At 38.9% G+C, this 20,171-nt stretch carries 21 protein-coding genes; 1 reads left to right on the forward strand and 20 read right to left on the reverse strand.

Annotated features, from left to right (window positions below; translation table 11 throughout):
* Positions 1-33: 33 nt before the first annotated feature.
* Complete coding sequence (gene ccpA / locus IGI46_RS17875) at positions 34-1,035, reverse strand: catabolite control protein A (RefSeq protein ID WP_429973924.1); 1,002 nt, start codon at positions 1,033-1,035, stop codon at positions 34-36.
* Between the two features lie 196 nt (positions 1,036-1,231).
* Here ccpA and IGI46_RS17880 point away from each other — a divergent pair, with 196 nt between their 5' ends.
* Complete coding sequence (locus IGI46_RS17880; RefSeq protein WP_429964280.1) at positions 1,232-2,332, forward strand: M24 family metallopeptidase; 1,101 nt, start codon at positions 1,232-1,234, stop codon at positions 2,330-2,332.
* A 49-nt stretch (positions 2,333-2,381) separates the two neighbouring features.
* On the opposite strand, the gene IGI46_RS17885 is transcribed toward IGI46_RS17880, so the two are convergent.
* The 19 genes from IGI46_RS17885 to ftsE form a co-directional block, all read right to left on the reverse strand.
* Positions 2,382-2,951: a YtxH domain-containing protein gene (locus IGI46_RS17885; RefSeq protein ID WP_429964281.1), complete on the reverse strand. Its 570-nt coding sequence runs from the start codon at positions 2,949-2,951 to the stop codon at positions 2,382-2,384.
* Positions 2,952-2,965: 14 nt separating this feature from the next.
* On the reverse strand, positions 2,966-3,394 hold the full coding sequence (locus IGI46_RS17890; protein WP_207701016.1) for a DUF948 domain-containing protein: 429 nt from the start codon (positions 3,392-3,394) through the stop codon (positions 2,966-2,968).
* A gap of 287 nt (positions 3,395-3,681) precedes the next feature.
* Positions 3,682-4,581, reverse strand: a complete 900-nt coding sequence (gene galU, locus IGI46_RS17895; protein ID WP_207701015.1) for a UTP--glucose-1-phosphate uridylyltransferase GalU — start codon at positions 4,579-4,581, stop codon at positions 3,682-3,684.
* A 22-nt stretch (positions 4,582-4,603) separates the two neighbouring features.
* A complete protein-coding gene (locus IGI46_RS17900) occupies positions 4,604-5,620 on the reverse strand; it encodes an NAD(P)H-dependent glycerol-3-phosphate dehydrogenase (RefSeq protein ID WP_429973925.1) in 1,017 nt (338 codons plus the stop codon).
* A gap of 53 nt (positions 5,621-5,673) precedes the next feature.
* Positions 5,674-6,507, reverse strand: coding sequence for a prolipoprotein diacylglyceryl transferase (gene lgt / locus IGI46_RS17905; protein ID WP_429964283.1), 834 nt, complete (start codon positions 6,505-6,507; stop codon positions 5,674-5,676).
* Complete coding sequence (gene hprK, locus IGI46_RS17910) at positions 6,504-7,445, reverse strand: HPr(Ser) kinase/phosphatase (RefSeq protein WP_207701012.1); 942 nt, start codon at positions 7,443-7,445, stop codon at positions 6,504-6,506. The genes lgt and hprK overlap by 4 nt, the downstream gene beginning before the upstream one ends.
* 118 nt (positions 7,446-7,563) lie before the next feature.
* On the reverse strand, positions 7,564-7,926 hold the full coding sequence (locus tag IGI46_RS17915) for a phage holin family protein (RefSeq protein ID WP_207701011.1): 363 nt from the start codon (positions 7,924-7,926) through the stop codon (positions 7,564-7,566).
* The gene (locus tag IGI46_RS17920; RefSeq protein ID WP_207701010.1) at positions 7,926-8,231 is read right to left on the reverse strand and encodes a PspC domain-containing protein; all 306 of its coding nucleotides are present in this window, start codon (positions 8,229-8,231) and stop codon (positions 7,926-7,928) included. Before IGI46_RS17920 ends, IGI46_RS17915 begins: the two co-directional genes overlap by 1 nt.
* A gap of 25 nt (positions 8,232-8,256) precedes the next feature.
* Positions 8,257-9,795, reverse strand: coding sequence for a daptomycin-sensing surface protein LiaX (gene liaX / locus IGI46_RS17925; RefSeq protein WP_429973926.1), 1,539 nt, complete (start codon positions 9,793-9,795; stop codon positions 8,257-8,259).
* A gap of 259 nt (positions 9,796-10,054) precedes the next feature.
* A complete protein-coding gene (locus tag IGI46_RS17930) occupies positions 10,055-11,434 on the reverse strand; it encodes an MATE family efflux transporter (RefSeq protein ID WP_429964285.1) in 1,380 nt (459 codons plus the stop codon).
* A 209-nt stretch (positions 11,435-11,643) separates the two neighbouring features.
* The gene (gene phoU / locus IGI46_RS17935; RefSeq protein WP_429964286.1) at positions 11,644-12,321 is read right to left on the reverse strand and encodes a phosphate signaling complex protein PhoU; all 678 of its coding nucleotides are present in this window, start codon (positions 12,319-12,321) and stop codon (positions 11,644-11,646) included.
* A gap of 24 nt (positions 12,322-12,345) precedes the next feature.
* Entirely contained in the window at positions 12,346-13,101 is a 756-nt protein-coding gene (gene pstB, locus IGI46_RS17940) for a phosphate ABC transporter ATP-binding protein PstB (RefSeq protein WP_207701007.1), read from the reverse strand.
* 17 nt (positions 13,102-13,118) lie between these two features.
* Positions 13,119-13,919 carry a phosphate ABC transporter ATP-binding protein PstB gene (gene pstB / locus IGI46_RS17945; RefSeq protein ID WP_207701006.1) on the reverse strand — a complete coding sequence of 267 codons (801 nt, stop codon included), beginning with the start codon at positions 13,917-13,919 and terminating at the stop codon, positions 13,119-13,121.
* 10 nt (positions 13,920-13,929) lie between these two features.
* Positions 13,930-14,817 (reverse strand): phosphate ABC transporter permease PstA, encoded by an 888-nt coding sequence (pstA, locus tag IGI46_RS17950; RefSeq protein WP_207701005.1) that lies wholly within the window; start codon positions 14,815-14,817, stop codon positions 13,930-13,932.
* Positions 14,817-15,743, reverse strand: coding sequence for a phosphate ABC transporter permease subunit PstC (pstC, locus tag IGI46_RS17955; RefSeq protein ID WP_429964287.1), 927 nt, complete (start codon positions 15,741-15,743; stop codon positions 14,817-14,819). The genes pstA and pstC overlap by 1 nt, the downstream gene beginning before the upstream one ends.
* Before the next feature lie 277 nt (positions 15,744-16,020).
* Positions 16,021-16,869, reverse strand: a complete 849-nt coding sequence (locus IGI46_RS17960; RefSeq protein WP_429964288.1) for a phosphate ABC transporter substrate-binding protein PstS — start codon at positions 16,867-16,869, stop codon at positions 16,021-16,023.
* A gap of 69 nt (positions 16,870-16,938) precedes the next feature.
* Positions 16,939-18,390, reverse strand: a complete 1,452-nt coding sequence (cls, locus tag IGI46_RS17965; protein WP_207701002.1) for a cardiolipin synthase — start codon at positions 18,388-18,390, stop codon at positions 16,939-16,941.
* A gap of 135 nt (positions 18,391-18,525) precedes the next feature.
* Positions 18,526-19,410, reverse strand: a complete 885-nt coding sequence (gene ftsX / locus IGI46_RS17970; protein WP_207701001.1) for a permease-like cell division protein FtsX — start codon at positions 19,408-19,410, stop codon at positions 18,526-18,528.
* Positions 19,403-20,092: a cell division ATP-binding protein FtsE gene (ftsE, locus tag IGI46_RS17975; protein ID WP_207701000.1), complete on the reverse strand. Its 690-nt coding sequence runs from the start codon at positions 20,090-20,092 to the stop codon at positions 19,403-19,405. Before ftsE ends, ftsX begins: the two co-directional genes overlap by 8 nt.
* Positions 20,093-20,171: the final 79 nt, after the last annotated feature.

Raw genomic sequence — 20,171 nt, forward strand, 5'->3', positions numbered from 1 at the left:
AAAAGCCCTCAGAAGCTGAGAGCTTTTCATCAATTATTTAGTTGAACCTTTTTCATCGACACCATGAGGTAAAATGATTGTTTTTTGTTCGATATCTTCCTTGTTCATCATTTTAGTCAATAGACGCATTGCTACCGCACCGATATCATATAATGGTTGAGTAACACTCGTTAAACGTGGACGGGCAACATCTGTCAACAATGAATCGTTGCTGGTGATAATTTCGAAGTCTTCCGGAATTTTAACACCTTTATCCAACAAACCGTCTAATAAACCAATTGCTAACTGATCATCGGTAACGTAAGCTGATGTTGCTCCACTGTTCAATACACGATCAGTTAAAGCCAATCCATCTTTAAAGCTGTAAGTCGCTTCAAAAACTAATCCTTCATTATATGAAAGACCATGATCAGATAAAGCTTCTTTATAGCCCTTCATACGTGCTTGCCCATTGATTGGATCAATTAGTGCACCACTAATGAAAGCAATTTTTTTATTGTCATGCTGTGCTAGGATTTCTACTGCATCTTTCGCAGCAGTTGTGTAACCAATATTTACACTGCCGACTTGTTCATCTGGATCGATTGAACCAGCTAAAACAATTGGCGTTTTTGAACGTGAGAACTCGGCACGAATTTCATCAGTAATATGATGACCCATGAAAATGACACCATCAACTTGCTTAGCTAACAGATTGTTTAACACATTCACTTCTTTTAAAGTTTCACCATCTGAGTTAGCTAAAATGATGTTGTATTTGTACATTGTCGCAATATCATCAATTCCTCGTGCTAATGACGCGAAAAACATGTTGCTGACATCAGGAATAATTACCCCTACTGTTGTTGTCTTTTTACTTGCAAGTCCTCGAGCAACTGCGTTTGGACGGTAATCTAAACGATCAATAACCTCTAATACCTTTTTACGTGTGGTTGGTTTTACATTGGGATTGCCGTTTACTACACGAGAAACGGTTGCCATCGAAACATTCGCTTCCCGGGCAACATCGTAAATTGTAATTGTTTGTTTTTCCATTTGATTTTTCTCCTATCTCTTTTCGTTTTCAGAAAATCTCATTTACATTTCCTAAAGATAATAGCACGTCTTTTCTCTGATTGCAACCGTTTTACTCTAATTTATTAAAAGATTTGCAAGCGTTTTCTAATATTATTTTGCAGAAAAGGGCTCAAGTGATACAATATTTGTATGCTTAACAGAAAGAAGGATAATCATGAATCAAGAAAAAGTTGCAGAACTACGTAAATGGATGTCATCAAACAATGTGGATTTGACTTATGTATCTGATCCTAGCCACATCGCTTATTTCTCAGGTTTCGACAGCAATCCGATGGAACGAATTTTAGCACTTTTCATTCCTTTAGACAAAGAGCCCTTTTTATTCGCTCCCGGTTTAGAAGTCGAAGATGCTAAAGCAAGTAACTGGGAATATGATGTAATCGGCTACTTAGACAGTGAAGATCCATGGGCAATTATTATAGCCGAAATTAAAAAACGCTATGGCGCACCAAAGAAAATGGCTGTAGAGATGGGGCAATTGGTTTTAGATCGTTATCAACGTCTGGCAGACACTTTTACTGACACTGACTTCTCTGCTGACCTGACACCTCTAGTGCAACAATTACAGCTTTATAAAACAGAAGAAGAATGCCAGCGTTTAGTTGAAGCCGGTTCAACGGCGGATCTAGCCTTTGAAATTGGTTTTAAGTTGGTTAAGGCTGGTACTACTGAAGAATCTATTGTAGCAGAAATCGAATACGAATTGAAGAAACAAGGGATTAAACAAATGTCCTTCCCAACTGAAGTGTTGGCTGGACCAAACGCAGCAAGCCCTCACGGCTCACCAGGAAAAAATACTGTGAAAGAAAATGAATTAGTTCTATTTGACCTTGGAACAATTGTTAATGGTTATTGCAGTGATGCCACTAGAACAGTGTCTTGCGGCAAGCCAACTGATCATCAAAAGAAGATCTACGACATTGTACTAGAAGCTCAATTGAAAGCCCAAGAAGCTGTTAAGCCTGGGATTACAGCAGCTGAGTTAGACAAAATTGCTCGTGACGTGATTGAAGGTCACGGTTACGGTGAGTACTTCAACCATCGTTTAGGTCATGGTATTGGAACAACGATTCATGAATATCCTTCGATCGTTGGTGGTAATGATATGGAGATTAAAGAAGGCATGTGCTTCTCAATTGAACCAGGAATTTACTTACCGAATGATGTCGGTGTTCGAATCGAAGACTGCATTTTTGTAACTAAAGACGGTTGTGTTCCATTTACCAAAACATCAAAAGAATTGATAATTTTATAGAAACAAAAAAAGTTGTCCCCTTTTTTGAAGGGACAACTTTTTTTGAAATTTATTGTTCAGGATTGTTCTTCTCGACTTCTTCTTTAATTTCTTCTTTGATTTCTTCAAAGCTGTCAGAATTCTTTAAATCCTCTGCCTTCACATCTAATTCTGAAGCACCCTCTGATACTGTTTGTTTAGCGCCAGTTTTCATTTCATCTGCATCAATCACAATATCATCAGCGGTGTCTTCAACGACGTCTTGTGCTTCATCAGCTGCTTTCCGGAAACGATCAGATAAGTCCGAGCTTTGTTGCTTCAAATCATCAAACAAATCAGCATGAATATCTCCCAAGTCATCTACTGCATCCTCTGATTTTCCTTTCACTGAAGATGCAAAATCAGTCGCTTGATTGGTCAAATCAGCTGCCTTTTCCTTAACTACTGCACTCATCTCACTAGTTTTGCCAACGATTTCTTCAGTATAATCAGAGGCTAGATCTCGCCAATCATCAGTTTTGCTTGCCAGTTCGTCACGTAATTCTTTGCCTGATTTAGGTGCTAATAATAAAGCTGTTGCTGCTGCTGCAACTCCACCAATAACTACTCCTAGTAAAAATCCGCCTTTTTTTCTTCCCATCGTAATTCCTCCTATTATAAATTAGTTTGTTTGCGATTTCTGAAAAACTTCATGGTTGACTCTCCAACCTTACCTGCAACCTTTACCTTAGCAGTAGTTTTTCCAACACTAGCGACCTTACCAGTTAAGTTACGGCTAGCATGGTTTAAGTTCGAAACACTTTCACTTAAATCTGCTACGGCAGTAAACAATGGGTCAATCGTTGCTACCTTCCCATTGACGTCATTTAATAAATGATTGCTTTTTACCAGCAATCCTTCCACTTGCTGCATCAACAAATCAACATCCTTTGTTAATACACTAATCGTTGTATTTGCTTCTTTGACTGTAGTATCGACCTTTTCCACCGTTTTGGCGACTTGACTCAATACCCTTACCAGAAAAATTACCAATACAACAAATGCTAAGGCTGCAATGAGGGCAGCAATACCTCCTAGACTCATCCGAACACTCCCTTGCTCATTTTCTGTCAAAAAACCTTTATTTGCTAACTTTTATTATACCATTCATCCCATATTAAACAAAAGTTTATCCTTCAGTACAAAAGGTATCTTGGTTTGAAGAACGGCGAATCGATTGAATACCTCTTATTATTTCTAACGCATTGCTATTATATATTCCTCAGAGGAATACCTCATCTTCTGAGAAATGTAACCATTGAAGCATCTACATTATCTGATTTTTTCTAAAAAAAAAACAGCAACAATTAGCTGCTGTTTTTTGGCTTTGATTATTCCTTTGGAGCTTTAGGTTTTTTCCCTTCAATTTCTTTACCTAACTTCACAATATAGTCAGCTAATTTATCTTTAATCTCAGGATGAGTCAACCCGTATTCAATACTAGTTGTCATGAAACCAAACTTATCACCGACGTCTGAACGTTTGCCAGTAAATTCTTGTGCAAATACTCGTTGTGTCTTATTCAAAGTATCAATCGCATCCGTCAGCTGAATCTCTCCGCCAGCACCTGGTTTTTGGTTATCCAAAATAGAAAAGATTTCCGGAGTCAGCAAATAGCGTCCGATAATTGCCAAATCGCTAGGTGCCTCTTTAGGATTTGGTTTCTCTACAAAGTTTTTAACATTGAATAAGCCTTTTTCAACTTCTTCACCCGGATTAATAATTCCGTATTTTGATGTTTCTTCATGAGGGACCCGCATCACGGCAATGGTTGATGCATGAGTTTTCTCATAATCATTCACCAACTGCTTCGTCAATGGCACTGTATCTTCCATTAAATCATCACCCAGCATAACCACAAATGGCTCATTGCCAACAAATGCTTTGGCCTGTAGTACTGCGTGCCCCAGCCCTTTTGGATGAGACTGACGAATAAAATGCAAATTAACATCCGTTGTTTCTTCTACTAGCGCTAACAGATCTGTTTTGCCTTTTTCTTTTAAATTCATTTCCAATTCGATATTTGCATCAAAGTGATCTTCGATTGGACGCTTTGCTTTGCCGGTAACGATCAGAATATCTTCGATCCCCGAATTCAAAGCCTCCTCAACAATAAATTGAATTGTTGGCTTATCAACAATTGGCAGCATTTCTTTTGCCATCGCTTTGGTAGCTGGCAAAAAACGAGTTCCTAACCCTGCTGCTGGTATCACAGCTTTTTTTACACGCATGGTACTTCCTCCAACTTTTTGATTATAGTGTAAATTCATTCTCAAATGTCCCTGCCCGTAACATCAAATCAGTACAAGCTTGACGAACGTCCTTTCCTTCATATAAAACAGAGTAGATAGTTTCGGTTATCGGCATTTGAACCGCCATTTTTTCAGAAAGTTCTTTTGCTGCCTTAGTTGTCGCTACGCCTTCAACAATCATCCCCATATTATCTAGTACTTCATCTAAATTATGTCCTTTGCCTAGCAAATTGCCAGCACGCCAATTACGTGAATGAACCGAGGTACAGGTGACAATCAAATCCCCAACACCGCTCAAGCCAATAAACGTTAATGGGTTGGCTCCCATTGCCACACCTAAACGACTAATTTCAGCTAATCCTCGGGTCATAATAGCTGCCTTGGCGTCATCACCATAAGAAAGTCCGTGCAAAGCTCCTGCTCCAATAGCGATAATATTCTTTAGGGCAGCTCCCATTTCAACTCCGACAACATCAGTGTTAGTGTAAATACGCAAATACTCATTCATAAACAATTTTTGTACATATTTTGCCAGCTCTTCAATATCACTAGCTGCTGTAATTGTCGTAATGTCATGAACCGCAACTTCTTCAGCATGACTTGGACCAGACAAAACGACAATCCCCCGACGTTTTTCTGCCGGAATTTCTTCTGCCAATATTTCTGAAATCCGTTTATGACTTTCCTGCTCTAGCCCTTTACTTGCATGGATAATCACAGGCTTACCAGTTACTGCTTGGCTAAATTCCTTAGCAACGATTCGTATTGCTTTAGTTGGTACAACAAAAAGAACAGCATCTACCTCATCGATCGCTTCTTTTAAGTCCTTGCAGCCCTGAATACTTTCAGGGATCTTTAGATCTGGCAAATAATGACGATTGGTATGATAGGTATTAATTTCATCAATTTGTGCTGGGTTGTTCCCCCAAATTCTTACGTCATGACCATTTTCTGCTAATACTTTTGCTAAGGCGGTTCCCCAAGAACCTGGCCCTAGAACGGCAACTTTTTGTTTCAAAGTTCGTTCCTCCTGTCTTTAATCCTAACATAATTTTATTTTAATGTCGTAAACTATACTATATACTGATTAGTGCCCTGATCCCGTCGATAAGCTGGAATCGGTGGTTGCTTTTTCCGTCGTAGATAGATTACTAACCAAGCACTCACAAATAGTACTAAAGATAAAGCTTGAGATACTCTTAGCTCACCAAATAAATATAAGCTGTCTGTCCGCATTCCCTCAATAAAGAATCGAGCAAAACTGTACCAAACTACATAGCTCAAGAAGATTTCTCCTTGCTTGAAAAGGCTGGTTTTCTTTCTTAGAAGTATCAGTATGACAAAACCAAGCAGGCACCAAAGCGACTCATACAAGAAAGTTGGTTGCCGATAAGCGCCATCAATATACATATTTTCGATTATGAACTGTGGCAAATGCAAGCTCTCTAGAAAACCTCTAGTAGTTTCCCCACCAAATGCCTCATGGTTCATAAAGTTGCCCCAACGACCCATTCCTTGTGCCAGAATTACACCAGGTGCGCAAACATCTAAAAACAACCAAGGATCAATAAAATGATACCGCGTATAAATGATCAACACAATCACTGCTGCAATCAAACCGCCATAGATCGCCAGACCACCGCTCCGAGTATTAAATATCTGGATTGGGTCAGCTAAATAAGGTTCTAAATCAAATAAAATAAAATACAGTCGGGCCCCAATAATAGCGATCGGCAGTGCCCATATTAAATAATTAGTCATATCATCTTCTTTCAACCCCACGCGAACAGCTTCACGACTTGCTAGCCACAACGCAATAGCAATCCCAGAAACAATAATAATCGCATACCAATAGATTTCAAGACCAAATATTTCAAAGGCTGTCCGATTTACTTGAGCAATCATTTATTTTGCCCCGAATTCTCATCAATTAAAGCAGTTAATCGGTTTTCAAATGTCTTTGTCGCATCGTAGCCCATGCTCTTCGCTCGGAAATTCATGGCAGCAACTTCAATAATAATTGCAACATTTCGTCCCGTTTTAACTGGAATTTTTATTTGTGGAATATTCACTTCTGCAATTTCAACTTCTGTATTATCGCTACCCAAGCGATCATATTTCTTATCTTTGGCCCAATTTTCCAAATAGACAACTAACTGGACAGGCATAGATCCGCGAACCGCACTTGCGCCAAACAAATCCATGACATCGATAATCCCAACTCCACGAATTTCAATCAGGTGCTGTAAAATTCTTGGCGGTTCACCCACCAAAGTTAACTCATCCTGCTGATAAACATCCACACGATCATCGGCAATTAAACGGTGCCCTCGCTTTACAAGTTCGAGAGCCGTTTCACTTTTCCCGATGCCGCTGTCTCCTTGGATCAGAACTCCTAAACCATATACATCCACCAAAACACCATGCACACTAGTACGTGGTGCCAGGCTGCCATTCAAGAAGCTGGATATCTCTCCTAATAAACGTGAAGTCGCTATCGGTGATCGCAAGACTGCAATACCGTGCTCTTTTGCTGCATCTACCATTTCTTTCGGCGGTGTTAACCCACGAGACACAATAAATGCTGGCGTATCTTCACTGCACATTCTCCGCATTACCATCAATCTTTCTTCCGGAATCATACGCTCCGCAAAGGTTATTTCTTTATTTCCAAATAGCTGTAAACGATCATGAGAGTAGTAATTAAAATACCCAGTCAATTCCAGACCTGGTCGTGAGATGTCGCCAGTCACAATCACTCGTTCTAAACTGTTTTCATCTCCGGTCACTACTTCCAAAGAAAGTGCTTCAACTAATTCTTTCACTTTAACTGTTTCAGACATTTGAGCCCCTCTTTCTATCAGTTTCCGTTCTATTTTATCATTTATTGGAGAGGGTTACTAGGTTATAGAACCTTTCTGAGACAAAACTAAAAAACCAGAAGACAAAAGCGTCTTCTGGTTAACGTTCGTTATATTTATCAAGATAGTGTTCCGAGACAATTACATTGACAATTGCCATCACGATAGCTACCAAGATGGCTGTTCCAAAGCTTGCAAAGCCGAAGCGGTAACTTCCTACAATACTGGAAGTCATTTGTAACATACCAGCGCTGATCACAAAGCTGAATAGTCCGAAGGTCAATAGATTCAATGGTAAAGATAGGATCGTTAAGATCGGTTTTACCAGTGTATTGAGAATAGACAAGATAAAGCTTGCGAGAATAGCTACCCAGATATTTGCAACAAATACATGTGCTGGAAATATCACGGACAATGAGATGAAAATCAATGTATTAGCTACTACGCGCTGCAAGTAAGTCATTAAAAGTCGCTCCAGTCATCGTCATCAACGGGTTCAGCTTGCTTACGTTCCTTTGTCTTCTTTTGACTTGTGTTATTACGTCCATAATAAGGATTATCGTGGCCATAAGAATTGGTCCGTGGTCCTGCGGGAATTACTAATGCCAACAAGACATATAAAACAACTGGTGCACCAATCAAGCCAAAACTCAAGAAGACATAAATGACACGAACAATGGTAGGATCAATGCCGAAGTATTCCGCAATTCCGGCTAAGGTACCAGTTAGTACCACATTGCTCCTTGATTTTGTAAGTCTCTTTTGCATATATAATCTTCCTTCCTATTATTCCTTATTTGTCAAAATCTTTCAAGAAAATACTTCCTGTTGTCGTAGAAACATCAATTTGTGCCATTTGATCATTGGTTCTTCTGAATTGAAGCAAGCGATTGGTTTTTTCTTTTTTCTCACGAACCACCTCGTAGTCTGATAAGCGATGGTTGATATTTCCCAAGCTTGTTTTCGCCATTCCTTCTAAACCTAATGCTTTAGGAAACGATACTTTAACGTTCCCATTGACAGAACTTGCTTTAATTTTTTTCAACGTATCATGACCAACAGTTAGTTTTACATCACCATTGATTAATGAAACGCCATAATTTTGAACTGATGCTCTTGAAGAAATCGTTCCATTGACTGTTTCAATGATCGAATCTAGAATTTCTCCTTCGCGAATTTCAATATTGCCGTTTACACCTTGGATTTCCAACATAGTGGCATTAATTTGTTTGAATACGATATTGCCGTTAGTTGATTTCGCATACACATCTTTAGCATCCAATTCTTCAACGATTAAGTTACCGTTCAATAGTTTCACTGCAACATGATCATAAGTCCGTTTTGGTAAGTAAAAGACTAATTCCGCATTTACCCGTTTATTAGGTACTTGGAAAGTAATATGTTCGTCATTAACTTCAACTTGACTGCGTTCCATAAAGGATTGCAAGGGTGTTGCTTCATTCATTTTACCGTAAAGCTTAACTTTAGCATCCACTTTGATGTCTTCTTCATCCCAAGACTTGAAGGTTACTTTACCATTTGCTAATTTTACATCAATCAAGGTTGGTTCAACACCATTGTATAAAAACTGATGTTCAAATTTAGTAGTAGCCACGCCAGGAACTTTTACATTAATATCTTTCCAATCGACGTTTTCTTCAACTGTTTCCGAAACTGTTTTTATTGCTTTCTTCATGAACTTGCCAAACTGGACACCAGCTTCGCCTAACTTTTCGCCTACTTGATTGAAGGTCTCACTTGCTTGTTCCTTCAATTCTTCAGGAATTTCAAAATTCATGTAAAGGCGTTTGCCTTTAGCTTCTTGATCCTCACGAATGGATTCTAATGCTTCTTGCTGTTCCAGTTCTTGGTTTTCTAAACGGATTAACTGTTCTTCCCAATCTTTGATCTCAGCTTCCACACGTTCACGAATCGCTTCATCTTCATCTGATAAAGCATCTAATTCTTCCTTCGTGTTTAGTTCCATCAGTACTTCTTGTTTTTCCCGAATGTCATCCTTAAGCTCTTGCTTTTCACGATTAATTTCATCAATACGAGCAGAAATCTGATTGGCTTCGGTAGCTAACTCATCGAAGTAAGCTTCTAAATCTTCCAGCTCATCTTCTTTTGCTTTACGTTCTTCTCCATCGGTTTCCCAATCATCAGCCAGGTTAGCGGCTTGGTCGCGATGGTAAGAATCTACCTTATCTGCGTCCTGCTCAATTTGTGCTTCGTCTTTGGCTTTCGCCATACTTTCCAATAAATCTAAACCTTCTTCAGTTGAGATGATTCCTTTTTTAACTAGTTCTAAAACTCTTTGTCTTTCATTCATAAAAAATTGCCTCCTTCAGCAATCAAACGTTTGGGTTACTTAACTTATGTACTTATTATGCAATGTTTTTCTTCATTTGTCATAGGACTAAAGGCTTATCTTTTTCTCCAACCATCGAAACCTTTCAAAAGAAAAAAGCCTTAATTCACTTCTAACTACTGAAAGTGTACCGAACTCAAGGCTTTTTGTCATGAGCAGAGATTAGATAAAACATTTTGTTTAGCAAAAAGTCACAAAATCTTCTAGCATTTTTTTGCTGTTAGTTGAATTTACTGGTTGCAGTTGCTTCGATTTCTTTGTTCAACACTCTATCACGTGTAATCAACCGCTTGAAAAGAGCTATAGAAACTAAGGCGGCTATAGTTTCCGCAATAATAAAGGAAAGCCAAATTCCGTTAAGTCCCCATATTTTGCTCAGTAGTAACGCTAAAGGCATCGTAATACAAAACTGACGTAATAAGAACACGAGCAGCGATTCTTTCCCTTTGCCCATTGACTGAAATAGCGTGGGCAAGATAAAACCAAACGCTGCGGGAATAAAACTAATGGAAATAATGCGTAAAGCTGGAATACCGATCACTTGCATTTCATCAGAAGCATTAAATAAATCCAGCAACTGAGCAGGAAAAATTTGAAATAACAGGACGCCCACCAGCATAATTCCTAATGCTGCAACTAAACAGATTTTCAAACAGTGCACTAACCGATTAGCATCCTTTCTACCATAGTTATAACCCATAATTGGCATTGCACCTTGAGTTAAGCCGCTGACCGGCATAAAGACAAAGGTTTGAAGCTTATAGTAGACTCCGTATAAGGAAACTGCGGTTGTTGAAAAGGAGATTAAAATGGCATTTAACCCCATCACTAAAAATGATCCTAATGCATTCATACAAGTATTGGGAATCCCTATGAACAAAATCTGCTTAATCGTCTCAACATTGTATTTAAACTCTCGCAGCTTTAGAGTAACCTCCTGATTCTTCTTTAATAAGAAGTAGAAGGACAGCAGCATACAAATGAATTGCGCGGTGACTGTTGCAATAGCCGCTCCTGCCACGCCCAAAGCTGGAAAACCAAACCAACCAAAAATTATGATTGGATCCAAAACGATATTAATTACGGCACCAATGACTTGGATCATCATCGGAATGCTCATTTGACCCGTCGATTGAAAAATTTTTTCTATTAAAATATAGTAGAAACTCGTAAAACTAAAGTAAACAACGATATACATATAACTGGAGGCATCAGCAACAATCGCCGCATCCTGGGTGAACATTTGTAAAAACTGCTCGGTGCCTACTAACCCAAATAAACAAAAAATTCCTGAAGCAATAGTGGCCAACATCATGCCATGAGCCACTGTACTATTGGCCTCTTTGTGTTCCTGCTCCCCAAGTTTGCGTGAGATGTAAGAGTTCACCCCAACTCCAATTCCCACCGATACAGAAATAATCAAACTTTGAATTGGAAAAACTATTGATACCGCAGTTAGTGCTCCCTCACTGATTTGAGCCACATACATACTGTCGACAATATTATAAAGCGACTGAATCAGCATTGAAACCATCGGCGGCAATGCCATACCGAACAACAATGATGGCATGGGTTTCTCAGCCATTTTATTCATTTTCATTTTTCTCCTCTTTCTCGCAGAAAAAGCCCGCTCTTACTATTTTAAGTCGTGAAAATAGCAAAATACGGGCTTTAATAAGCAATATTCTATTATCGTCATTTTACAAAATTAACGCTGAGTTTTCAAGCTGAACTTAAAAAACTTAGTATAAACCAATATATATTTTGAAAGAAGCAAAAAAAGACACGTACAATAACGTGTCCTCAAGCCTAAAACTGCTCATCGCGATTGCTGTTTAATTCAGTAATTTTACCCGAAGCAAGGTAAACAATCCACTCACAAATATTCGTCACGTAATCGCCAATTCTTTCTAAATAGCTGGCTACGTTCAAATAATCTGTTCCGCTGATAATCGTATCAGACTGCTGTTCCATGGTATCAGTAGTCATTTTGTAAATCTTTTTGAAATACTCGTTTACACGATCATCCATCTTAGCAATCATACGAGCATCTTTTTCATCCGTTTTAACGTAGGCAATTAGGACATTGTCTACCATTTTTTTCACATAGTCTGACATTTCAGAAATGACTTGTTCCACTTCGAGAATACGGGGCATCCCTTTTAAACGGATCGTTGATTTAGCTACAGAAACTGCGTGATCTCCCATCCGCTCCAAATCAGAGCTGGCTTTCATAATAGTAATGATTGTCCGCAGATCCGTCGTAACAGGTTGCTGCAATGCGATCATTTCAAAGCTTTTCTTTTCCAGTTTCACTTCCATGTTGTTAATTTCATTGTCATTGTCGATGACTTCCTGAGCTAAATGTTTATCATGCTCAATATATGAACGTACGGATTTGTGAACAGCACTGGAAACTGACATCCCCATTTCATAAAATTGATTATGCAGATTTAATAAATCTTCTTCAAACTGTGTACGTAGCATTGTTTCCCTCCTTAATTCTATTTTCTAACCGAATTTACCAGAGATATAATCTTCAGTTTCTTGCTTAGCAGGATCCAGAAAGATTTTCTTTGTCTTATCAAACTCGATTAGCTCACCTTGTAAAAAGAAAGCTGTTTTATCAGAAATCCGTGAAGCTTGAGACATGTTATGAGTAACGATAATAATTGTATACCGTTCCTTCAACTCTAAAAGCATATTTTCGATTTTCCCGGTAGAAACAGGATCCAATGCACTAGTTGGCTCATCCATCAAAATAATTTCTGGATTTACTGCTAAAACCCGAGCAATACAAACTCTTTGTTGTTGACCGCCCGATAAAGATAGTGCACTTTCATGCAATTTATCTTTGACATCATTCCAAACAGAAGCAGCCTTCAAGCTTTCTTCCACAACTTGGTCTAGTTTCACTTTATCTTTTTCACCTTTTAATTTTAACCCATAAACAATATTCTCGTAAATGGAAAAAGGAAAAGGATTGGGTTGTTGAAAAACCATACCGATTTGTTTGCGCAAATCAACTGTATCTGTTTTAGGACTGTAAATATCCTTATCTTTATACACAACGCTTCCAGTAATTGTTACATCAGGAATCAAATCATTCATTCGATTCAAGCATCGCAGATAAGTAGATTTCCCACAACCGGAAGGTCCAATCATTGCAGTAATTTCATTTTCGTTAAAAGATAAATCAATTCCTTTTAAGGCCTCTTTCTTTCCATAATAAAGGTGAAGGTCTTTGGAAGTAATAATCTCAGACATTTGTTTTCCTCCGTCTCTTAACCAAAGTGCCCAGAAACATAATCTTCGGTTGCTTGAATTTTTGGTCGTGTGAAGATTTTACGCGTTTCATCGTATTCGATCACATGCCCAAGATAAAAGAATGCTGTGTAATCACTAATACGAGCAGCCTGCTGCATATTGTGAGTAACAATAATAATTGTATAATCATCCTTCAATTGAGTTAATGTTTCTTCCACCGTACCGGTCGAAATCGGGTCTAATGCACTCGCTGGCTCATCAAGCAGTAAAATATCTGGCTTCATAGCAATTGCACGAGCAATGCATAAACGTTGTTGCTGTCCACCTGATAAAGCTAACGCACTTTTGTCCAGATTATCTTTCACCTGATCCCATAAAGCAGCCTGCTTCAAGCTGGTTTCAACCATTTCTTCTAATTTGTGTTTATCCTTTTCTCCATGCTGCTTCAAGGCAAACGTAATATTTTCACGAATAGATTTACTAAAAGGATTCGGACGCTGAAATACCATGCCAATTCGTTTGCGCATTTCGTACACGTCAATATTATCTGCGTTAATATCTACGCCTTTGTACATAATTTTCCCAGTCACACTGGCAGTGCTGATCCCATCATTCATACGATTTAAGGAACGCAGATACGTAGATTTCCCACAACCTGAAGGTCCAATTAAAGCGGTAATTTTATTTTTTTCAAATTCTAAATCGACACCTTTTATCGCTTCGTTTTCTCCGTAAAAAACGTGCAAATCTTCTGTATGGAGGACAACATCTCCAGGCATATGGATGATATTGCGTTCTTCCCAATTATATTCTTTCATCGAATTCTCCTTATGCTGAAGTCATCTTTTTGTGCAGACGTTTACCAATCGCCCGTGCACCAAAATTAAATAGCAATACTGCAATGATCAGAACTGCAGAAGCACCAGCTGAAACACTGGCTCCATCCGGCATGGTTCCTTCTGTGTTAATTTTCCAAATGTGTACCGCCAACGTTTCCGCTTGTCGAAAAATGCTAATTGGACTTGAAACACTCAGCGGGTTCCAGTTGGTAAAATCTAAAGCCGGCGCACTCTGACCAGCTGTGTAAATCAGTGCAGCAGCTTCACCAAAGATACGACCAGAGCTCAAAATAATCCCTGTCAAAATTCCTGGCGAAGCATCAGGAACAACAATTTTAGTGACTGTTTCCCAACGTGATAAGCCTAGTGCTAGACCCGCTTCTCGCTGTGTATAATGAATTGCTCGCAAGGATTCCTCAATGTTACGTGTCAGCAATGGCAGATTAAACAAGGTTAGCGCCAAAGCTCCTGACAAAATCGAGAAACCATAACCAAACTGAATAACAAATACTAAGAATCCAAACAAACCCACTACAACTGAAGGCAGTGAACTCAAAATTTCAATTGAAGTACGAATTAGTCCAGTCAACCAGTTGTCTTTCGCATACTCTGATAGGTAAATACCAGCTCCTAAAGAGATCGGAAAACTAATCAACATCGTAATAAATAATAAGAAAATCGAGTTAAATAATTGAATTCCAATACCACCGCCTGCTTGGTAAGCTTTGGACGGGGAGGTTAAAAAGTTCAATGAAATATGCGGAACTCCGCGAACTAATATATAAAGCAATAGAAAAGCTAGAATACAAACAATTAATCCAGAGATCACGTATAGAACCCCAGTGGCAATCTTATCGGCACGTTTTGCTTTATCCATTATTTAATCGCTCCTTTTTTACCAATATAGCGAATCACAATATTGAAGACTAACGACATAAACAATAGGATCAATGCTAGTGACCACAGAACATTGTTTTCTACCGTGCCCATAATCGTGTTACCAATGCCCATTGTTAAGATTGAAGTTAAGGTTGAGGCTGGCGTCGTCAAACTAGTTGGCATTAAGGCAGCATTACCGATAACCATTTGAATCGCCAAGGCTTCCCCAAACGCACGAGCCATCCCAAATACTACTGCTGTTAAAATTCCCGGAATAGCTGCTCGCAGCACAACTTTGTAAATCGTCTGCCATCGTGTCCCACCTAAAGCCAATGATGCTTCCCGGTAGTAACGTGGTACAGATTTCAACGTATCAACAGTCATTGTCGTTACTGTCGGTAGAATCATTACGAACAGAACAAACGTTCCAGATAAAATCCCGAACCCAGTTCCCCCAAACACAGAACGGACCATCGGAACAATCACAGACAAACCAATAAATCCATAAACTACAGATGGAATACCTACCAATAATTCAATAACTGGCTGTAAAAATTTCTGTCCTTTGTTTGGCGAAATCTCTGTCATAAAGACTGCTGCGCCAATCGCAAACGGTGTAGCGACGATCGCTGATAAAAAGGTGACTACAAATGATCCAACAATCATTGGCAGGGCACCTACTAGCGGCTGTCCATCTGGACCTGTTGCACTAGGATTCCAAGTTGTCCCAAATAGAAAGTCAAAGACATTGATTTTATCTACAAAAAATGTAGCCAACCCTTTGCTGGCGACAAAATAGAAGATAGCACCTACTACAAATACAATCAAGGCGATGCAGATGAAACTGATGAATCGTCCTCGTTGCTCGATACGTGCTCTTTTTGATTTAGTGGTCAGAGCTTTTTTTACTTCTTCATTCTCCAAAGGATATTCCTCCTAAACGATAATCTAACGGATTCATTTTACAAGTTGAACGTCAATTTCTTTTTAACCTTGTGTAAAGCTTGGATGACAATTGTAAAGATTGTGTAAATCAGACTGAAAAAGTGTGATTTATCTCAATTCTAGCCTACTTTTTTAGATACTCAAAGCGATCCTACTTTTCCCAAGAAATTCAAATTTTTACTAAGGAAAAAGTATAGAGTCTTAGTATTTCCAGTTTTTGACGAATTTTCTATAAAAAAAACTGAGGAGCATTTCCTCAGTTTACGATATTACCTTGCCAATCACGTTCAACTTTCATGGAAGAAATTGGAATGTACCCTAATTTTGGTACAATCCGTTTTTGTATTTTCTCAGATTGTATATATGCCAAAAATTCAGCGCTCAGCTCACTTGGTTTGCCTTTGGTATACATGTGCTCATACGCCCAAATTTGCCATTTATTTTCAGCAACGTTCTCATCTGTTGGTTCAATACCATCGATGCTTAATGTTTGTACATCGTCACTTACATACGAAAATGCAGTGTAGCTGATAGCACCTGGAGTATCCGCAACAATTTGGCGGACCATGCCACTAGAATCCTGCTCCTGTGCTCGAACAGCCGTTTGGCCATCCAGCACCCATTTTTCAAAGGTAGCACGTGTGCCACTGCCAGTTGCCCGGTTTAGAATGACGATATCTTCATCTGTACCACCAATTTCTTTCCAGTTGGTGATTTCACCTAAAAAGATTTTGCGTAGATTTTCTAAAGAAATATCTTTTACACCGATATCTTTATTTACAATAGGGGTAATACCTACAACCGCAACTTTGTGATCCGTTAGCTGATCAGCATTGATCCCACTTTTTTCTTCCGCAAACACATCCGAATTACCGATTTCAACCGCACCAGATTGCACTTGGCTTAATCCAGTACCACTTCCGCCGCCTTGGACGTTAACAAATTTGCCGGGGTTCTCATTTTGGTATTCCTCAGCAACTGTTTCTACCAGAGGCTGCAGTGCGGATGAACCAACTGCGGTAATTGATTCACCACGATCAATCCATTTAGAACAGCCTGATAATAAAAGTACAGTCCCTAAGAGGGGCAGTAACCATTTTTTCATTGGAATTCTCCTTTTAATAGAAATAAGCTAATTTATTGTACCATTTCATTTTTAAAGAGCAAGAGTTATTTACAGTAGTGGAGAGATCAAGCGGGCAATTCCTTCCTTAAATTTAATTACCAGCCCTCTCTGGTCATAACGTTCTTGGGTTAATACTTGTGATTTTTCGGAATCGTTGAAAAAAGCATTCCGAACTTCTGTAGCAAAATGACTGTCATAAATAACCGTGTTCACTTCAAAATCCAGTTGGAAAGAGCGAACATCAATATTTGCCGAACCGACTGAAGCAATTCCTTCATCAATAATCATGGTTTTTGCATGAATAAAACCATTCTCATAGGTCTCAATAATAGCTCCATATTCCAAAAGTTCAGCAGCAAAAGAATAGGTAGCCCAATAAACTAAAATGTGATCTGGCTTATTAGGAATTTGAATACGAACCTTTACACCTGAAAGTAAGGCAGATTTTAACGCTTCATGAATAGAATCATCTGGAATATAATAAGGTGTTTGAATCAGAATTTCTTTCTTTGCTAAATTAATCATTTTCAAATAAGTCATCTTAATTTGTTCGTGCTCACTATCTGGTCCACTGGTTACAATTTGCAAAGCACAATGACCTCCAGATTCAATTTCTGGAAAATAGATCGGCTCATACAGTACTTCGTTTTTATGTTGAGAATTCCAATCCATTAAAAAACGATTCTGCAAGGAATAAACCACATCGCCACATACACGAATATGATTGTCGCGCCAATACCCAAATTTTTCGACAAGACCCAAGTATTCATCACCGACGTTAAAACCACCGGTATATCCAATGTTACCATCGATGACAACAATTTTACGATGATTGCGATAATTCATACGGGGATTTAAATAAGGTACAAACAACGGGAAAAAAAATTCTACTTCGCCATCAGCCTCTAGCAACGAAGCAAAAAATTTGCGATTTACTTGAGTAGATCCCCAAGCATCCAATAAAAGTCGAACTTTTACTCCACGTTTAGCTGCATCAACCAAAGCATCTCTCACTTCTATTCCTAAGGCATCACTGCGGTAAATATAATATTCCATATGAATATGCAAGGTTGCCTCTTGAATGTCTGCTAACAGCGCATCAAATTTCTCTCTGCCATCAGTATACAGGGTAACCTCGTTATTCGTCGTGTAAAGTGAACTTTCAAACATAGTTAACATATAAATTAACTGCTTAGGGTTCACTTGATTTGTAGAAGGTCTAGGGAATAACCCTCGATTCAGTGCTCTCTGCTGCTGTTCAATCTCAACATTCATTCCGACCTTCGTTTGCATCTTCAGGTCAAAAATTCGTTCCTTCGAAATTCCCTTACCTAAAAATATGTACATAATGAAACCGACCACCGGTAAAAATGTCAAAATTAGCAGCCATGCCCAAGTCGTAACCGTATCTTTCCGCTCTCGAAAGACAATAATTAATGATAATATCGTGTTCACGATTAGGAAAACTAGCCCCATATGTCCCAACAAAAAACTCACCATGCTCCACTCCTTCCTTTAAAGAATAGCGAAGAAGGTCCCGATTGTAAACAAAAAACATAGTTATTTTAGCGGTTCCCTTAACCCGAAACAAATAAAAAGTGTTGGCGAAATGAATCACCAACACTTTCCTTTGTTTTAAATTTTTAAGAAACGACGCATTGAAATGATCGAGCCTAATGCTCCAATCAAATACCCGCCAACAGCCATCAGAATATCAAGCTTCCAAACAATGCTGTTTGGAGCGAGCAAGTTTAAATTAGACTGCAACAAGTACGGTGCAGCCAACTCATAAATTTGCTGGTAGCCATACGTCAAAATTAGAATAGGAACAATCGAACCAATTAATCCAATCCAACCACCTTCCAAGAAGAATGGCCAACGGATATAACCATTTTTAGCTCCTACTAAACGCATAATTTGAATTTCACGTTTACGGGAAATGATTGTGATACGAATAGTATTGGAAATTAGGAATATTGCCACAAAAATTAGTAAGGCCGCTGCAGCTAATCCCCAGGTCCTAACAACTCCTGCAATTGTAATAATACGATCAGCTGAACTACCACCGTAATCAGCGCGATTGACATTTGGTAATTCTTTGGCTTGATTAGCAACCGGTTTAATGTATTGTGAATCTGTCGCGCTGACAATATACACATCATACAAAGGATTGTTGTCGCCTTCAAATAAATCCCAAGCATCACCTAATGCTGTTTGAATCTTTTTAAGCTGATCTTCTTTACTAGAGAATTGTACCTTTTCTACATGGGAAATGTCAGCCAAATCGGTTTTTAACTCTTTTAAGTCCTTCTCACTAGTACCGATGTCTACAAAGACTGTCACATCAACATTGCCCTCAACATCTTGTGCCAATTTTGTTGCGTTCATAATAATTGCCAGAAAGACACCAGCTAATGTTAAAGTAATGGTTACTGCACTGACAGACGCCAAAGTCATCCAGCCATTACGTTTTAAGCTTTTGATACTTTCCAACAAATGTCGGAAGAAATTTCTAATCATCGAATTCGTATTCTCCTCCCGCTTCATCTCGAACAATCAAGCCATTTTCAATCGCAATCAACCGGTGACGCATGGTATCCACGATTGTCTTATTGTGAGTCGCCATTACAATGGTTGTTCCCTGCGCATTGATGCGCTCCAACAATTTCATAATTTCCCATGAAGTTTCAGGGTCAAGATTCCCAGTTGGTTCATCGGCAATCAACACTTTAGGTGTATTAACGATCGCCCGGGCAATAGATACCCGCTGTTGTTCGCCCCCAGATAATTCACCTGGGAAGACACGAACCTTATGCTTCAAGCCGACTAAATCTAGCACTTCCATTACTCGTTTTTTAATATCGCGAGGTTTACGTCCGATTACTTGCATTGCATAAGCAACATTTTCATAGACCGTTTTCCGTGGAAGTAATTTGAAATCTTGGAAAACCACACCAACATCCCGGCGCAGGTAAGGTACATCTCGGTTCTTAATTTTTAGCAAATCATGTCCGGCAACTTCTAATTTCTTTCCTGAAGTTGCTTTTTCTTCCCGGTACATCAATTTGATAAAGGTTGATTTCCCACTTCCAGAGGGTCCTACAACGTATACAAACTCCCCTTGATCAATATTGACCGTAAGACCGCGAACCGCCGTAGTCTTATTGGGATACTTTTTCACCACATCTTGCATTTCAATCATGGTTATCTCTCCATATCCTCTTAAATTCTTAGCTATTATAGCACGGAAACATTGCAACAGGCTTTCAGTAGTTTACAAT

The sequence above is a fragment of the Enterococcus sp. AZ163 genome (genome assembly GCF_050498925.1).
Taxonomy (GTDB): Bacteria; Bacillota; Bacilli; order Lactobacillales; family Enterococcaceae; genus Enterococcus_A; species Enterococcus_A ferrettii.

Bases quoted from the DNA above. Each gene is read 5' to 3' on its own strand.
- IGI46_RS17890 (WP_207701016.1), bottom strand. From the start codon at position 3,394: ATGAGTCTAGGAGGTATTGCTGCCCTCATTGCAGCCTTAGCATTTGTT.
- IGI46_RS17960 (WP_429964288.1), bottom strand. From the start codon at position 16,869: ATGAAAAAATGGTTACTGCCCCTCTTAGGGACTGTACTTTTATTATCA.
- IGI46_RS17930 (WP_429964285.1), bottom strand. From the start codon at position 11,434: ATGAAAATGAATAAAATGGCTGAGAAACCCATGCCATCATTGTTGTTC.
- pstB (WP_207701006.1), bottom strand. From the start codon at position 13,919: ATGAAAGAATATAATTGGGAAGAACGCAATATCATCCATATGCCTGGA.
- pstB (WP_207701007.1), bottom strand. From the start codon at position 13,101: ATGTCTGAGATTATTACTTCCAAAGACCTTCACCTTTATTATGGAAAG.
- IGI46_RS17920 (WP_207701010.1), bottom strand. From the start codon at position 8,231: ATGCAAAAGAGACTTACAAAATCAAGGAGCAATGTGGTACTAACTGGT.
- IGI46_RS17915 (WP_207701011.1), bottom strand. From the start codon at position 7,926: ATGACTTACTTGCAGCGCGTAGTAGCTAATACATTGATTTTCATCTCA.
- IGI46_RS17885 (WP_429964281.1), bottom strand. From the start codon at position 2,951: ATGGGAAGAAAAAAAGGCGGATTTTTACTAGGAGTAGTTATTGGTGGA.
- lgt (WP_429964283.1), bottom strand. From the start codon at position 6,507: ATGATTGCTCAAGTAAATCGGACAGCCTTTGAAATATTTGGTCTTGAA.
- galU (WP_207701015.1), bottom strand. From the start codon at position 4,581: ATGCGTGTAAAAAAAGCTGTGATACCAGCAGCAGGGTTAGGAACTCGT.
- liaX (WP_429973926.1), bottom strand. From the start codon at position 9,795: ATGAATGAAAGACAAAGAGTTTTAGAACTAGTTAAAAAAGGAATCATC.
- pstA (WP_207701005.1), bottom strand. From the start codon at position 14,817: ATGGATAAAGCAAAACGTGCCGATAAGATTGCCACTGGGGTTCTATAC.
- IGI46_RS17880 (WP_429964280.1), top strand. From the start codon at position 1,232: ATGAATCAAGAAAAAGTTGCAGAACTACGTAAATGGATGTCATCAAAC.
- ftsX (WP_207701001.1), bottom strand. From the start codon at position 19,410: ATGATTAGAAATTTCTTCCGACATTTGTTGGAAAGTATCAAAAGCTTA.
- ftsE (WP_207701000.1), bottom strand. From the start codon at position 20,092: ATGATTGAAATGCAAGATGTGGTGAAAAAGTATCCCAATAAGACTACG.
- ccpA (WP_429973924.1), bottom strand. From the start codon at position 1,035: ATGGAAAAACAAACAATTACAATTTACGATGTTGCCCGGGAAGCGAAT.
- hprK (WP_207701012.1), bottom strand. From the start codon at position 7,445: ATGTCTGAAACAGTTAAAGTGAAAGAATTAGTTGAAGCACTTTCTTTG.
- cls (WP_207701002.1), bottom strand. From the start codon at position 18,390: ATGGTGAGTTTTTTGTTGGGACATATGGGGCTAGTTTTCCTAATCGTG.
- phoU (WP_429964286.1), bottom strand. From the start codon at position 12,321: ATGCTACGTACACAGTTTGAAGAAGATTTATTAAATCTGCATAATCAA.